At 70.1% G+C, this 14,424-nt stretch carries 12 protein-coding genes and 1 tRNA gene; 8 read left to right on the forward strand and 5 right to left on the reverse strand.

The features are described 5' to 3' along the window. On the reverse strand, positions 1 to 1,330 hold a 1,330-nt coding region (gene dnaK / locus ACWD0Y_RS33380), incomplete at its 3' end, for a molecular chaperone DnaK (RefSeq protein WP_450264023.1). 180 nt (positions 1,331 to 1,510) lie between these two features. Here dnaK and ACWD0Y_RS33385 point away from each other — a divergent pair. From ACWD0Y_RS33385 to ACWD0Y_RS33405, 5 genes are all read left to right on the forward strand, one after another. Then, positions 1,511 to 2,002 (forward strand): sugar transferase, encoded by a 492-nt coding sequence (locus tag ACWD0Y_RS33385; RefSeq protein WP_450264024.1) that lies wholly within the window; start codon positions 1,511 to 1,513, stop codon positions 2,000 to 2,002. 140 nt (positions 2,003 to 2,142) lie between these two features. Further along, complete coding sequence (locus ACWD0Y_RS33390; RefSeq protein ID WP_450264025.1) at positions 2,143 to 4,410, forward strand: (Fe-S)-binding protein; 2,268 nt, start codon at positions 2,143 to 2,145, stop codon at positions 4,408 to 4,410. A 257-nt stretch (positions 4,411 to 4,667) separates the two neighbouring features. After that, positions 4,668 to 6,137: an FG-GAP repeat protein gene (locus ACWD0Y_RS33395; protein WP_450264026.1), complete on the forward strand. Its 1,470-nt coding sequence runs from the start codon at positions 4,668 to 4,670 to the stop codon at positions 6,135 to 6,137. A gap of 217 nt (positions 6,138 to 6,354) precedes the next feature. Continuing rightward, positions 6,355 to 6,618: a hypothetical protein gene (locus ACWD0Y_RS33400; RefSeq protein ID WP_450264027.1), complete on the forward strand. Its 264-nt coding sequence runs from the start codon at positions 6,355 to 6,357 to the stop codon at positions 6,616 to 6,618. Between the two features lie 83 nt (positions 6,619 to 6,701). After that, positions 6,702 to 7,625: a Yip1 family protein gene (locus ACWD0Y_RS33405; protein ID WP_450264028.1), complete on the forward strand. Its 924-nt coding sequence runs from the start codon at positions 6,702 to 6,704 to the stop codon at positions 7,623 to 7,625. 109 nt (positions 7,626 to 7,734) lie between these two features. Here ACWD0Y_RS33405 and ACWD0Y_RS33410 read toward each other — a convergent pair whose 3' ends face one another. Together ACWD0Y_RS33410 and dcd are read right to left on the reverse strand one after the other, a co-directional pair. Continuing rightward, positions 7,735 to 8,238: a phosphoribosyltransferase gene (locus ACWD0Y_RS33410; protein WP_450264029.1), complete on the reverse strand. Its 504-nt coding sequence runs from the start codon at positions 8,236 to 8,238 to the stop codon at positions 7,735 to 7,737. Positions 8,239 to 8,246: 8 nt separating this feature from the next. After that, positions 8,247 to 8,822: a dCTP deaminase gene (gene dcd, locus ACWD0Y_RS33415; protein ID WP_093799907.1), complete on the reverse strand. Its 576-nt coding sequence runs from the start codon at positions 8,820 to 8,822 to the stop codon at positions 8,247 to 8,249. Between the two features lie 430 nt (positions 8,823 to 9,252). Between dcd and ACWD0Y_RS33420 the strand changes: the two genes are divergently transcribed. Then, positions 9,253 to 9,326, forward strand: a tRNA-Gly gene (locus ACWD0Y_RS33420). A gap of 130 nt (positions 9,327 to 9,456) precedes the next feature. On the opposite strand, the gene ACWD0Y_RS33425 is transcribed toward ACWD0Y_RS33420, so the two are convergent. Both ACWD0Y_RS33425 and ACWD0Y_RS33430 read right to left on the reverse strand, forming a co-directional pair. Beyond that, entirely contained in the window at positions 9,457 to 9,900 is a 444-nt protein-coding gene (locus ACWD0Y_RS33425; protein ID WP_450264030.1) for a PIN domain-containing protein, read from the reverse strand. After that, positions 9,897 to 10,157, reverse strand: a complete 261-nt coding sequence (locus ACWD0Y_RS33430) for a ribbon-helix-helix domain-containing protein (RefSeq protein ID WP_450264031.1) — start codon at positions 10,155 to 10,157, stop codon at positions 9,897 to 9,899. The genes ACWD0Y_RS33425 and ACWD0Y_RS33430 overlap by 4 nt, the downstream gene beginning before the upstream one ends. 508 nt (positions 10,158 to 10,665) lie before the next feature. On the opposite strand from ACWD0Y_RS33430, the gene ACWD0Y_RS33435 reads away from it, so the two are divergent. Both ACWD0Y_RS33435 and ACWD0Y_RS33440 read left to right on the forward strand, forming a co-directional pair. Next, positions 10,666 to 12,183, forward strand: a complete 1,518-nt coding sequence (locus ACWD0Y_RS33435) for an ABC transporter substrate-binding protein (protein ID WP_450264032.1) — start codon at positions 10,666 to 10,668, stop codon at positions 12,181 to 12,183. Further along, on the forward strand, positions 12,184 to 13,956 hold the full coding sequence (locus ACWD0Y_RS33440; RefSeq protein WP_450264033.1) for an ABC transporter permease subunit: 1,773 nt from the start codon (positions 12,184 to 12,186) through the stop codon (positions 13,954 to 13,956). It abuts the gene before it with no gap. Positions 13,957 to 14,424 lie beyond the last annotated feature (468 nt).

Consider the following 14,424-nt stretch of genomic DNA (forward strand, 5'->3'; position numbering starts at 1 on the left):
CGATCTGCGGGACACCGCGCGGGGCCGGCGGCAGACCGGTCAGCTCGAACATGCCGAGCTTCTTGTTGTACGCCGCGATCTCGCGCTCGCCCTGGTAGACCTGGATCTGCACGGACGGCTGGTTGTCCTCGGCCGTCGTGAAGATCTCGGACCGCTTGGTCGGGATCGTGGTGTTGCGCTCGATGAGCTTGGTCATGATGCCGCCCTTGGTCTCGATACCGAGAGACAGGGGCGTGACGTCGAGGAGCAGGACGTCCTTGACCTCACCCTTGAGGACACCGGCCTGGAGCGAGGCGCCGATGGCGACGACCTCGTCCGGGTTCACACCCTTGTTGGCGTCCTGGCCGCCCGTGAGCTCCTTGACGAGCTCGGCGACGGCCGGCATACGGGTCGAGCCACCGACGAGAACGACGTGGTCGATCTCGGAGAGCTGGATGCCCGCGTCCTTGATGACGTTGTGGAACGGCGTCTTGCAGCGGTCCAGCAGGTCGGCGGTCAGCTGCTGGAACTGCGAGCGCGTGAGCTTCTCGTCCAGGTGCAGCGGGCCCTCGGCCGACGCGGTGATGTAGGGGAGGTTGATCGACGTCTCGGTGGAGGAGGACAGCTCGATCTTCGCCTTCTCCGCGGCCTCGCGGAGACGCTGGAGCGCCATCTTGTCCTTGGAGAGGTCCACGCCGTGGCCGGAGTGGAACTGCTTCACGAGGTAGTCGACGACACGCTGGTCCCAGTCGTCACCACCGAGGTGGTTGTCACCGTTGGTGGCCTTCACCTCGACGACGCCGTCGCCGATCTCCAGCAGCGAGACGTCGAAGGTGCCGCCACCGAGGTCGAAGACGAGGATCGTCTGGTCGTCCTTGTCGAGGCCGTACGCCAGGGCGGCGGCGGTCGGCTCGTTGACGATGCGCAGGACGTTCAGGCCCGCGATCTCGCCGGCCTCCTTCGTCGCCTGACGCTCGGAGTCGTTGAAGTACGCCGGGACGGTGATGACCGCGTCGGCCACCTTCTCGCCCAGGTACGCCTCGGCGTCGCGCTTCAGCTTCTGCAGGATGAAGGCGCTCATCTGCTGCGGGTTGAACTTCTTGCCGTCGAGCTCGATGTTCCAGTCGGTGCCCATGTGGCGCTTGACCGACCGGATCGTCCTGTCGACGTTGGTGACCGCCTGGCGCTTGGCAACCTCGCCTACCAGCACTTCACCGTTCTTCGCGAAAGCGACGACGGACGGCGTGGTCCTGGCCCCTTCGGCGTTGGTGATGACGGTGGGCTCGCCGCCCTCCAGAACGCTGACGACGGAGTTGGTGGTGCCCAGGTCGATGCCGACCGCACGTGCCATTTCGATTCCTCCAGCTGACTTGAGTGGAACAGGCTCAAGGATGCATGACGGATCCCGTCGCGTCAACAGACCTGAGTCTTGGAGACTCAACTCTTATGCGGCCCTTATGGGCAGGCACACGGCACGCCGCCACTCGATGGAGTGCCATCTCGGGGCGAAAGGCATGAAAAAGTACACCACATGCCCGCAAAGCGGATCTTCGACCTGACGGTCGCCCCCGTCCTGCTGCTGCTCGCCCTCCCCGTCCTGCTCCTCACCGCCGCGGCCGCGGCCGTAACGTCACCGGGCCCGGTTCTCGTACGCCGGACCCGCGCCGGCCTGGCCGGGCGTCCCTTCGGCCTGCTGACGCTCCGCACCGACCCCCGCACCGCGACCGGCCGGCTGCTGCGCCGGTCGCGCCTCGACCTGCTCCCCCACCTGTTCCACGTGGTGCGGGGGGAGATGTCCCTGGTCGGGCCGTGCGCGCTGCCCCCGGGCCATCCGTCGGCCACCCGGGTGCGCCTGCTGGTGCGGCCGGGCATCACCGGCCTGTGGCAGATCAGCGGGCGGCCGGGCCTGCCGTGGGAGGAGATGGAGATACTGGATCTGCACTACATCGAGCACCACTGGCTCGGCCTCGACCTGGCGATCCTCGCCCGCACCGCCGCGGCGGTCTTCGCCCCCCGGGGCTGAGGGAACCCTTACGCGACACAGATCACCGCTTGCGCAACTACAGTGCGGCGGCATAAGTGGGTACGCTCAGCACGGACTGATTAAGTTACCGCTTAGTAATCCCATAAAATCCCACCCTCGCATGCCCGAGGAGTCCCCTCATGCAACTCGCCGCGATCATCGTGTCGTTGGTCCTGACCGTGGTCGGCGTTGCGCTGCTCGCCCGCGCCATCGGCCAGTTCGTCCGCTACTTCAAACTGGGCCAGCCGGTCCCCGCCGGCGCCCGGACCGACAACCCCTACCAGCGCAGCGTCACGCTGGTCAGGGAGTTCCTCGGCCACACGCGGATGAACCGCTGGGGGATCGTGGGCTTCGCCCACTGGTTCGTGGCGGTCGGCTTCCTGACGCTGCCGCCGACGATCGTCACCGCCTACGGCCAGCTGTTCCAGGCCGACTGGACGCTGCCGGTGCTCGGCGGCTTCCTGCCGTACGAGCTCTACATCGAGTTCATCGGCGCGATGACCACCCTCGGCATCGCCGTGCTGATCGTCATCCGCCTGCTGAACCTCCCCTCGCGCCCCGGCCGCAAGTCCCGGTTCGCCGGCTCGAAGATGGGCCAGGCGTACTTCGTCGAGTACGTCATCCTCACCATCGGCCTGGCCATCTACGTCCTGCGCGGCCTGGAAGGCGCCCTGCACCACGTCGACCACTACGAGCCCGCGTACTTCGCCTCGTACCCGCTGGTCCTGGCGTTCAAGGGCCTGGGCGTCGGCGCGCTGCAGAACCTGGTCTACCTGTTCGCCATGATCAAGCTGAGCACCACCATGATCTGGATGATCACGGTCTCGCTCAACATCAACATGGGTGTGGCCTGGCACCGCTTCCTGGCGTTCCCGAACATCTGGTTCAAGCGCAACGCCGACGGCGCCACCGCCCTGGGCGCGCTCCAGCCGATGACCTCCGCCGGCAAGGAGATCGACTGGGAGGACCCGGCGGAGGACGCCGTCTTCGGCGTCTCCCAGGTCGAGCAGTTCTCCTGGAAGGGCCTCCTCGACTTCTCCACCTGCACCGAGTGCGGCCGCTGCCAGTCGCAGTGCCCCGCCTGGAACACCGGCAAGCCGCTCTCCCCCAAGCTCCTCATCATGTCGCTGCGCGACCACGCGCACGCCAAGGCGCCGTACCTGCTCGCGGGCGGCGGCAAGACCATGGAGGGCGACGAGAAGGCGACGGCGGAGCAGCTCAAGGACGTGCCCGCGTCCGCGCTGGCCGAGGCCGAGCGCCCGCTGATCGGGACGCTGGAGGAGAACGGCGTCATCGACCCGGACGTGCTGTGGTCCTGCACCACCTGCGGCGCCTGTGTCGAGCAGTGCCCGGTCGACATCGAGCACATCGACCACATCGTCGACATGCGCCGCTACCAGGTGATGATCGAGTCCGCGTTCCCGTCCGAGGCGGGCACGATGCTCAAGAACCTGGAGAAGAAGGGCAACCCCTGGGGGCTGGCCAAGAAGCAGCGCGTCGAGTGGACCAAGGAGGTCGACTTCGAGGTGCCGATCGTCGGCAAGACGATCGAGGACCTGTCCGAGGTCGAGTACCTGTACTGGGTCGGCTGCGCGGGCGCCCTGGAGGACCGGGCCAAGAAGACCACCAAGGCCTTCGCCGAGCTGCTCCACATGGCGGGCGTCAAGTTCGCGATCATGGGCGGCGACGAGAAGTGCACCGGTGACTCCGCCCGCCGCCTGGGCAACGAGCCGCTGTTCCAGCAGCTCGGCCAGGAGAACGTCGCGATGCTGAACATGGCGTACGGCGAAGACGACGAAGACCCGTCGACCCGCAAGCCCAAGTCGTCGAAGAAGATCGTCGCGACCTGCCCGCACTGCTTCAACACGATCGCGAACGAGTACCCGCAGCTGGGCGGCGAGTTCGAGGTCATCCACCACACGCAGCTGCTCCAGCACCTCATCGACGAGGGCAAGCTGGTCCCCGTCACCCCGGTCGAGGGCCTCATCACGTACCACGACCCGTGCTACCTGGGCCGCCACAACAAGGTCTACACGCCCCCGCGCGAGATCATGTCGGCCGTCCCGGGCCTGCGCCAGCAGGAGATGCACCGCCACAAGGAGCGCGGCTTCTGCTGCGGCGCCGGCGGCGCGCGGATGTGGATGGAGGAGCGGATCGGCAAGCGCATCAACACCGAGCGCGTCGACGAGGCCCTGTCCCTCAACCCGGACATCGTCTCGACAGCCTGCCCGTTCTGCCTGGTCATGCTCACCGACTCGGTCAACGGCAAGAAGAACGACGGCGCCGCGAAGGAATCCCTCCAGGTCGTGGACGTGGCGCAGTTGCTCCTCGACTCGGTGAAGACCCCGGCCGGCCCGTCCGGTACGGAAGAGCCCGAGCCGGCCCCGGATCAGCAGCCCGTTCCGTAACCGGCCTCTCGCACACCTCTCGCACACCGACGGCCGGTCCCGCCTTCCCGGCGGGGCCGGCCGTCGGCGTACGGGGCGCGCCGCCGCGGAGTCCTCGGACTTTCACTCGGGTCTCGTACAACTCTCCTGCCCCATCGATGGTCTCCTCTGCGCCGAACACCTCATGTCTGCACCGCCAACCCGGCGCAAACACAGGCGTAACGCACCCCATTGACTGGATGCCCCGCGCACCCCGGCATGCCGCAGGAGAACCCCGCATGCACCAGAAGCTCCGCACCGCCCTGGCCACCGCCGCCGCAGCCGCGCTGACCGGCGGGCTGCTCGCCGTCACGGCGGGCCCCGCCTCGGCCGCCGACCCGACGAAGACCGCCCAGGCCGACTTCAACAACGACGGCAAGGGCGACGTCGCCTTCTCCGCCGGCAACGCCCACGTCGCCGGAAAGGCCGACGCCGGCCAGATCGTCGTCCTGTACGGCACCGCCTCCGGCGTCTCCGGCGCCAAGCGCCAGACGTTCAGCCAGAACACCACCGGCGTCCCCGGCGGCGCCGAGACGGGCGACGCCTACGGCTGGAACAGCGCCTACGGCGACTTCAACAGCGACGGCTACGACGACCTCGCCGTAGCCGCCGAGTACGAGGACGTCGGCACCGACAAGGACGGCGGCACCGTCTCCGTCCTGTGGGGCTCGTCCACCGGCCTCAAGGGCGGCACCACCCTCTCCGACCCCGCCGTCTCCTCCCACGACAACTGGGGCAGCTCGCTGGCCGCGGGCGACTTCGACGGGGACGGCAGGGACGACCTGGCCGTCGGCTCCACCTCCCACACCTTCCACGTCTTCAAGGGCGGCATCTCCAAGACCGGCACGGCCGGCGGCCGCTACACGGTCAAGCTCCCCATCATGTCCGGCTCCGCCTCGCCGCTGATCAACCTCACCGCGGGTGACGTCACGGGCGACGGCCGTACGGACCTGGTGGCCGACGGCTTCGAGAACGACTCCCCCGAGGGCTGGAACGCCAACTACTTCGTCCCCGGCACCTCGGCCGGCCTGAAGGCCACCGGCGTCAAGAAGCTCAAGCCCGGCGTCATCACCGACATCGGTGACATCAACGGCGACGGGTACGGCGACATCGTCAGCGGTGTCGAGTGGGACGCGGTCGAGGGCGACATGGCAGTCCCCAACGCCCACAAGGGCGGCCAGGCGTACATCACCTACGGCTCGCCGAGCGGTCCCGCCTCGGTCACCGCCGTCCACCAGGACTCGGGCAGCCTCCCCGGCGGCTCCGAGACCAACGACAGCTTCGGCGGCGAGCTGTCCCTCGGCGACGTCAACGGCGACGGTCTCCTCGACCTGGCCATCGGCGCCTACGGCGAGAACCTGGGCGACGTCGTCGACGCCGGTTCGGTCTACGTCCTGTACGGCACCACGTCCGGCCTCAGCACCACCAGCGGCGTGCAGTACTTCACCCAGAACACCGCGGGCGTCCCCGGATCCGACGAGAAGGGCGACTTCTTCGGCAGCGAACTGAAGCTGGACGACGTCACCGGCGACGGCAAGGCCGACCTGGTCGTGGGGTCCATGGGGGAGAACAGCGGCAACGGCCTGCTCACCCACCTCCCGTCCGACGGCACCAGGATCACGACCGCGGGCGCCCGCTCCATCGGCCCGTCCGACGTCGGCGTCTCCACGACCGGCACTCCCGTCCTCGGTGGCAACGCCGCCAACTGACGCCCCGTCCCCCTTCCTCCGCCTCCGCCCCGGCCGCTGATCCGTACGTACGTGACGCACATGACGTACATGACGTACGCACGCTGGACGGCACAGCGCCTCCACCGGCCGGCAACCGGTGTCCTGTGCCGTCCGGACCGGTCCGTCGCCTCAACGCAACGGCCGGAAGCGAGCATCATGTGCCGACTGACAACTCGCGATACGGGCGAGGTGGGCCGTGCGACCAGGGATCGCGGTGACGGCGGTGAGCTGCGCGGTACTGCCGACAGCCACCGACGTCCTGCGCCACGCGGACTCCGACGGCGACCAGAAGGCGGCCACGGTGGTGCGTACGCACCGGGGCGGGACGGCGGACCTGATCGCGCTGCACCCCTCGGCCGCCGAGGGCGGCGTCACCTTCTCCGCGGCTTCTCCACGGCGGTCTTCTCCACCGGCCGGCGCTGCCCCGTACGGCCCTCCGGCCTCCCCCGAGACCCCCTAGGGGATGTCACAGCTCGGCCGCAAAGCCGGGCCTGTTGCCGCAGGCCCGGCATGCCACCCATCCGGACCAGGTACGTTCGATTCGTGGCTGGATTCAGGATCGGACGCGGCCGGGACAACCGCACCCCGCGACAACAACCGCAGCGGCAACCGCAGCAACGGCAGCAACAGCCGTACGGGCAGCAGGCAGCACCGCCTCAGACCCCGTACGGCCAGCAGCAGTGGCCGCAGGCACCGCAGTACGGCGGACAGCACGGCGAGCCCGAATACTTCGGCGACCCGCACCCGCACTCGCACCAGGGCCACGCCCCGGGCGGTCACGGCAGCCACGGCGCCCCCGCCGGAGGTGACCCGTACGCCAACAGCAACAACAATCCGGGGCACACCCAGGCGTTCAGCATCGGCGAGGACCCGTACGGCGACGGCGGCACCTACCACGCCGGCGACAGCCCCGCCCCGCCCGCGGGCCCGCGCCTGCACTGGAAGCAGCTGCTGAGCGGCATGGTGCTGCGCCCGGGGCCGACGTTCTGGCAGATGCGCGACTACCCGGTCTGGGGCCCGGCCCTGGCCGTGACGTTCCTCTACGGGCTGCTCGCGATCTTCGGCTTCGACAAGGCCCGCGAAGAGGTCATCAACGCGACCCTGTCCAACGCCATCCCGTACGTCCTCACCACCGGTGTCGCGGTGGTCGTCTGCGGTCTGATCCTGGGCGCGGTGACGCACACCCTCGCCCGCCAGCTCGGCGGCAACGGCTCCTGGCAGCCGACCGTCGGCCTCTCGATGCTGATCATGTCCCTGTCGGACGCCCCGCGCCTGGTCTTCGCGCTGTTCCTGGGCGGCGAGAACGGGCTGGTCCAGGTGCTCGGCTGGGTGACCTGGCTGGCGGCGGGCGCCCTGTTCACCTCGATGGTGAGCAAGTCGCACGACCTGCCGTGGCAGAAGGCCCTGGGCGCGTCCGCGATCCAGCTGGTGGCGCTGCTGTCCCTGATCAAGCTGGGCACGATCTGACGCACCCTGACGCACCACGCACGGCAACGGAGGAAGGGCCCCGGCGCGACACCGCGCCGGGGCCCTTCCCGCTTCTCCGCTTCTCCGCTTTCTCTGCTTCTCCGCTGTGTCAGGCGTCGAGGACCTGTCCCGCCCGGCGGATCACCGGCGGGGCGACCGACCAGGGGAAGTTGATCCACTCGTCGGTGCGCTTCCACACGTACTCGCACTTCACGAGCGAGTGCGCCTTCTCGTAGATGACCGCGCTGCGCACCTCCGCCACATGATCGAGGCAGAAGTCGTGCACGAGCTTGAGCGTCTTGCCCGTGTCCGCCACGTCGTCGGCGATCAGCACCTTCTTGTTGCTGAAGTCGATCGCGTTCGGCACGGGCGCCAGCATCACCGGCATCTCCAGAGTCGTACCGACCCCGGTGTAGAACTCGACGTTGACCAGGTGGATGTTCTTGACGTCGAGCGCGTACGCCAGCCCGCCCGCCACGAAGACCCCGCCGCGCGCGATGCTCAGCACGATGTCGGGCTCGTACCCGTCGTCGGCGATGGTCTGCGCGAGCTCGCGCACCGCGTTGCCGAACCCCTCGTACGTCAGGTTCTCCCGCACGTCACTCTTACCCATACCCGGCATCACACCTGCGTCCGATGAAAGTTGAGGAAGGACCGCGAGGCCGTCGGCCCGCGCTGTCCCTGATAGCGCGACCCGTACCGCTCGGAGCCGTACGGGAACTCGGTGGGCGAGCTCAGCTGGAACATGCACAGCTGCCCGATCTTCATGCCGGGCCACAGCTTGATCGGCAGCGTCGCCAGGTTCGACAGTTCGAGCGTCACGTGCCCGGAGAAGCCGGGGTCGATGAACCCGGCGGTCGAGTGCGTGACGAGCCCGAGCCGTCCGAGCGAGCTCTTGCCCTCCAGCCGCGACGCGAGATTGTCCGGCAGCGTGATCGTCTCGTACGTCGACGCCAGCACGAACTCACCGGGGTGCAGAATGAACGCCTCGTCCCCCTCCGGCTCCACCTCCCGCGTCAGATCCGACTGCTCCACAGCCGGGTCGATATGCGGGTAACGGTGGTTCTCGAACACCCGGAAGTAGCGGTCGAGCCGCACGTCGATGCTCGAGGGCTGCACCATGGATTCGTCGTACGGATCAATACGCACGCGTCCGGCGTCGATCTCGGCCCGGATGTCCTTGTCTGAGAGAAGCACGCCCCGAGGATACGCAGAACGCGCGGGCCCGCCCCAATCGAACGGTCCCGCGCGCCCCTCACTCCCTGCGCTAACGCTGCTCCAGCACCACCGGCACGGCATTCCGCAGCCGGGCACAGCGCGGACAGCGGATGAGCCGTCCCGGCCCGATCCGGCCGGCTCCGAGCCGCTGCAATGGGAACGATGTGGTACTGAACACGTGCCCTTCGGCACAACGGACGACGGTGGGCTCCATCAAGTCCATCAAGTCCCTTCCCCAACAAAGCCTGGACGAGAACGCCACATTAGGGGATGAAGAGGACGCCCCTCCAGGCGGCACTCCGCCCACCAAGGTACGCCCCCACCCGAACACGAAAACCGCCACCACAGACACGGGGCCGGGGGTGGGGTACACTGTCCGACGACGCGGTGCCGATCAACGGCCCGCCGCGCGGGTGTAGTTTAATGGTAGAACATGAGCTTCCCAAGCTCAGAGCGCGAGTTCGATTCTCGTCACCCGCTCCAAGCAAAAGCCCCAGGCCAGCGGCCCGGGGCTTCTTTGTTGTCTGGAGCGGCTCAGGCGTAGCGCACTCTCGGAACCTCTCCTGCGGACTCCAAGCCCCGCAGGAAGCGTCAGTTGGCGCCTCCGGGCCTGTCAGAGGGGCAAGTCGTCGGGCAGGACTCGGAACGTTTTGTGGCGGCCGAGCGGGCGGACGGCGCGGAAGTCGCGTCGGTCCAGGGTGAGAATCGCGTCGGTGTCGTAGTCGGCCGCCAGGGCCACATTCACCGCGTCAGCCAGATCGAGATCGAGTCCCGCGTAGCGGGCACGGACGGACTGGGCAACGCCCAGGCGTTCTTCGGTGATCTCGGGTACGGAGACCCGGCCGCGGCGCATCCAGCCCCGGATGTCCTCGATCGCGCTCACCGCGGCCTCGCGGCCGAATTCCCGGGCAGCCGCGTGATCGAGTTCGGCCAGCAGCAGCGGAGACATGACGAGCAGCCCGGCGGCCATGATCGCTTCCTGGGCCGCCTCACCCTCCGGATGCGTCGAGTCGAGGGCGGCCAGCAGGCCGGACGTATCGGCGATGACGACGATCACGCGGCGGTTCCGGAATCCGTCTCGCGCCGGACGGCGTCGGTGACGGCGTCACGCACGTCGTCCTTGCGAAGGGTGCGCCCCGGGCCGGGGAAGGTACGGGAGAACAGCGGCTCGTCCCACACCCGGTTGGCCATCGCGGCGAGATGGATGCCTTGCCTGATGATCTCAGCCTCGCTTATGCCGCGGCGCTTGGCCGCTTCCTTGATGATCGCGAGGTCTTCCGGGTCGGCGTAGACGTTGGTGCGCTTCATCGACATGTACCAACCGTAGTCCATGTACCAGAATGACGTATGTCCGGGCGCGCTGATCAGGGCTCCGGGAGCCGGAGACGCCGCACGAGGACCGACGACCTCTCGGGTGCCGCCCGCGCGATGAAGACGTACTTCGTGACCGGTTGCCCGCCGCCCCGCCGCGCCCCCTCCGCGCCCTTCTCCCTTTCAAGCGAAACAAGCAGGTCGGAGGCGTCTCGGTGGTGCAAGCGCCGTTGATTCCCGAGCCCGGGGCGCCAGTTCGGTTCTCGTCACCCGTTCCGGACAGAAGCCCCGGGCCGGAGATCCGGGGCTTCTCCGTGGGCGGCGCCGCGCCGCGCGGCTCGGGGCGGGGCGGGGCGGGGCGGGGCGGGCGAGGGGCCGTCGGTTCAGTGGTTGAGATTTCATACATCCCGGTACGGACTTGGTAAGGCTTGCCTTATATGCTGACGCGGCTTCCGGATCGCCCGGTACGCCGGAAGCGTCTGCATACCCGTACGACAGGACACCTCTCACCATGCGCACCCCCACCCGCGGTCTGATCGCAGTACTCGCGCTCTCGCCCCTCCTTGCCGGCTGTTTCGCGGCGGGCGACGGCGACTCCGGTCCGGCCTCGGGCGGCGCGGAGCGCCTGCGGGTCGCGCTCGCCGTCCCGCCCGTCCAGGCCCTCTCCCCGTACAGCAACGACGCCACCGTACTCAGCAAGCTGTCCGTCGCGGAGGGGCTGACCACGCTCGGCGAGGACGGCACCGCGCGGGCCGCGCTCGCGAAGTCCTGGAAGCGGGTCGACGCCACCACGTGGACCTTCGAGCTGCGCAAGGCGTCGTTCCAGGACGGCACCGCGGTCACCGCCGAGTCCGTGGTCAACGCCCTCGACCACGCGAACGGGTCCGCGACCAAGCCGCGCGTGCTCAGTGATGTCGCGCTGACCGCCAAGGCCGACGACGCCGACACGGTACGGATCACCACCAGCGCGGCGGACCCCGTGCTCCCACTGCGGCTGGCCAGCCCGGCGCTCGGCATCCTCTCCGCCAAGGCGTACGCGAAGGACGGCACCGTCAGCCCGGTCGGCACCGGCACCGGCGCCTTCACGATCACCAAACTGACCGGCAAGTCCAAGGCCGTCCTCAACCGCTTCGACGGCTACTGGGGCGGAAAGGCGAAGGCCGCCGGTGTCGACGTGACGTGGATCGCCGACGGCACCGCACGTGCCAACGCGCTGCGGAGCGGCGATGTCGACATCGCCGAGTGGATCCCCACCTCGCAGGCGAAGCTGCTCGCCGAGGACACCCGCCACGAGGTGCCGTCCGTACGCACCGACAGCCTCGTCCTGAACACCGGCAGCGGAATCTTCACCGATGCCGCCCTGCGCGCCGCCGCCCGGGAGTCCGTCGACGGCTCGGTGCTCGTCGACTCCGTGTTCGGCGGGTACGCCGACGCGCCCACGGGTCTGTTCGGCCCGGGCGTCTCCTGGGCCGCGGACGCGCGGGCCGAGGTGACCGGTCGCGCGAAGGCCGCGAGCACTTCGCAGGTGAAGTCCAAGACCAGGGGCAAGACGCTCCGGCTGGCCACCTACACCAACCGCAGCGAACTGCCCGAGGCCGCGACCGTGCTCCAGCAGCAGCTCGAGAAGGCCGGGTTCACGGTGAAGCAGGACGTCCGCGAGTACACGCAGATGGAGGCGGACCTGCTCGCCGGGAAGTACGACGCGCTGGTCTTCTCCCGGGTGACGCTGCTGGACACCGGGGACGCGGTGTCGTACCTCGCCAGCGACTACACGGCCAAGGGCGTCTACAACATCGCCGGCCTCGAGGACCCGGCGGTGGACAAGGCGATCACGGCGGCCGCCGAGGAGGGCGACACCGAGAAGCGGCGGCAGAAGATCATGGCGGCCGAGGCGGAGATCCTGCGCACCGACGCCGTGCTGCCACTGGTGCACGAGAGGGTCGTGCAGGGCATCGCCGCCGATGTCGAGGGCGTGCTGCTCGACCCGCGCGAGCGCTCCCTGATCGACGCCGACACGCACCTGCGCTAGATGAGCGACACGACTCCCACGGCCCCGGTCCGCCGCTTCGCGTTCGCGTGGCGGGCCGGGGCCGGGCGTGTCCTCGCGGGCGCCGCCCTGCTGGTCACGGTCGCGCTGCTGCCCTGGCTCTCGCGCACCGACCCCGCGCTGACCGTACTGCGGACCCGCTCGGCCGAGCAGGACCCGACGCCGGAGGCGCTCGCCGCCGTACGGGAACGACTCGGCCTGGAAGAGGGGCCGTTCGCGCTCCTCGGGCAGTGGCTGGGCGGGCTGCTGCGCGGGGACGCCGGGACCTCCTGGGTGTCCGGCGAGCCGGTGCTGCCGGAGCTGACCGCCGCGCTCGGGGTCTCGCTCACGCTGGTGCTCGGAGCGCTGCTGGTCACCGTCGCGGTCGCCGCTCTCGTCTCCGCCCGTACGGTCTTCCTGGGTTCCCGGCGGCGGCTGCGGCACGGCCGGGCGGGCACCGGGGCCGCCGTGCTCGCGGCGCTGCCGAAGTTCCTGCTGGCCTCCGTGCTGGCCACGGTGTTCGGGGTCTGGCTGGGCTGGTTCCCGTCGAGCGGCTGGGACGGGCCCGCCTCGATGGTGCTGCCCGCGCTGGCGCTCGGGGTGCCGTCGGGCGCGATGATCGGCGGGCTGCTCGACCAGTCGCTGCCCGCCGCGTTCAACGAGCCCTGGGCGCGCACCTGGTACGCCGCCGGCTTCCCGCCGGGCCACGCGGCCCGGCACGCGCTGCGCCGCACCCTGCCCGGGGTGCTGCCGCAGCTTCTGCCCACGGTCGTCGCGCTCGTCGGCGGCGCCGTCGCGGTGGAGAGGGTCTTCAACATCCCCGGGGTCGGCCGGCTGGTCCTGGACGCCGCCATCGCCCAGGACCTGCCGGTGCTGCAGGCCGGGACGCTCACGCTGATCCTGCTGGGGACGGCCGCGGGACTCGGGCTGCGGGCCGTGCGGCACCGGCTGCTCGGCCCCGCCCTGCGCGAAGGCGCACTGCCCACGCTGCACCGCCCGCCGCAGCCCGTACCGGGGTCGTCGCGGTACGTCGCCGGGGCCTGCGCCCTCGTACTGCTGGTGCTGGTCACGGCGGGGCTGCTGCGTGATCCCCTGCACGTGGACACGGCGGCGCGGCTGCTTTCGCCGTCCCCGGAACATCCACTGGGGACGGACTCGCTGGGCCGCGACCTGCTGGCCCGCCTCGCCCACGGCGCCCTGCGCACGGCGGCCGTCGCGTCGGCCGTGACCGCGGTCAGCGTGGTCCTCGGCGTACTGCTCGGCATGGCGGCGCAAGCGAGCGCGGGGCTGACGGACGTGGTGGCGACGCTCCCCGCCGTGCTGGCCGGGCTGCTGGTCACCGGCCTCACCGGGCCCTCGGTCCTCGGCGCCGCCCTCGCGGTGTGCGTGGTCGGCTGGAGCCCGTACGCCGCCCAGACCTCGGCGCTCCTCCAGCAGGAGCGGGCGAGCGGCCACATCGCGGCGGCGGTCGCGCTGGGTGCCGGGCGGCGGCACCTGCTGCGCCGCCACCTGCTGCCCGCGCTGGTGCCGCCGCTGCTGCGCAACGCCCTGCTGCGGCTGCCCACCGCCGTCCTGGTACTGGCCTCGCTCGGCTTCCTGGGCCTGGGACAGCAGCCGCCCGCGCCGGAGTGGGGGCGGCTGCTGTCGGAGAACCAGCCCTACGCCGAGCTGGCGCCCTGGACCGTGCTGGGACCCGCCGCCGCGCTCGTGGTGCTGGCCGTGCTCGCGGTCACGGCCGCCATGGTCGTGCGAGGGGACGGAAGGACCCCCCGATGAGCACCACGACGGCCGGCGTCCGCGGGTACCGCTGACCGGGCTTGTGCCGGGACCGCGTCCGCCGGGGCCGACCGGGGGTGGGCTGCGGCGCCGTCGTGGGTACGGGCGCGGGGCGGCCGTTCCACCGCCGGTGCGCCCGTCCGGTTCGGCCCGGTACGCGCCGTCTCCCTCCGCCCACTCCCGTACGAGACGCGGAGACGGGCGGGGGACAACGCGGGACAGCGCTCGTTCGGCGTCCTCGGGGCCTGTCCACACCTTCCGCCGGTCTCCTCCGTACGGCTGTGGACAACGTGTGGCCGCCCCGGCCCGTACGGGCTGCCGACCCGGTGTGGAGAGCGAGGTGGAGGGGGTGTGGAGGGCGGGGTCCGGGCCGGTCAGCGGATGCCGTTGAAGTCCGTGCCCACGACGAGGGTGACGGCGCCGGCCACCGCGCTCGCGTCCTGTTTCGCCGTGACACCGGGCAGCCGG

This window comes from Streptomyces altiplanensis, from assembly GCF_053591575.1.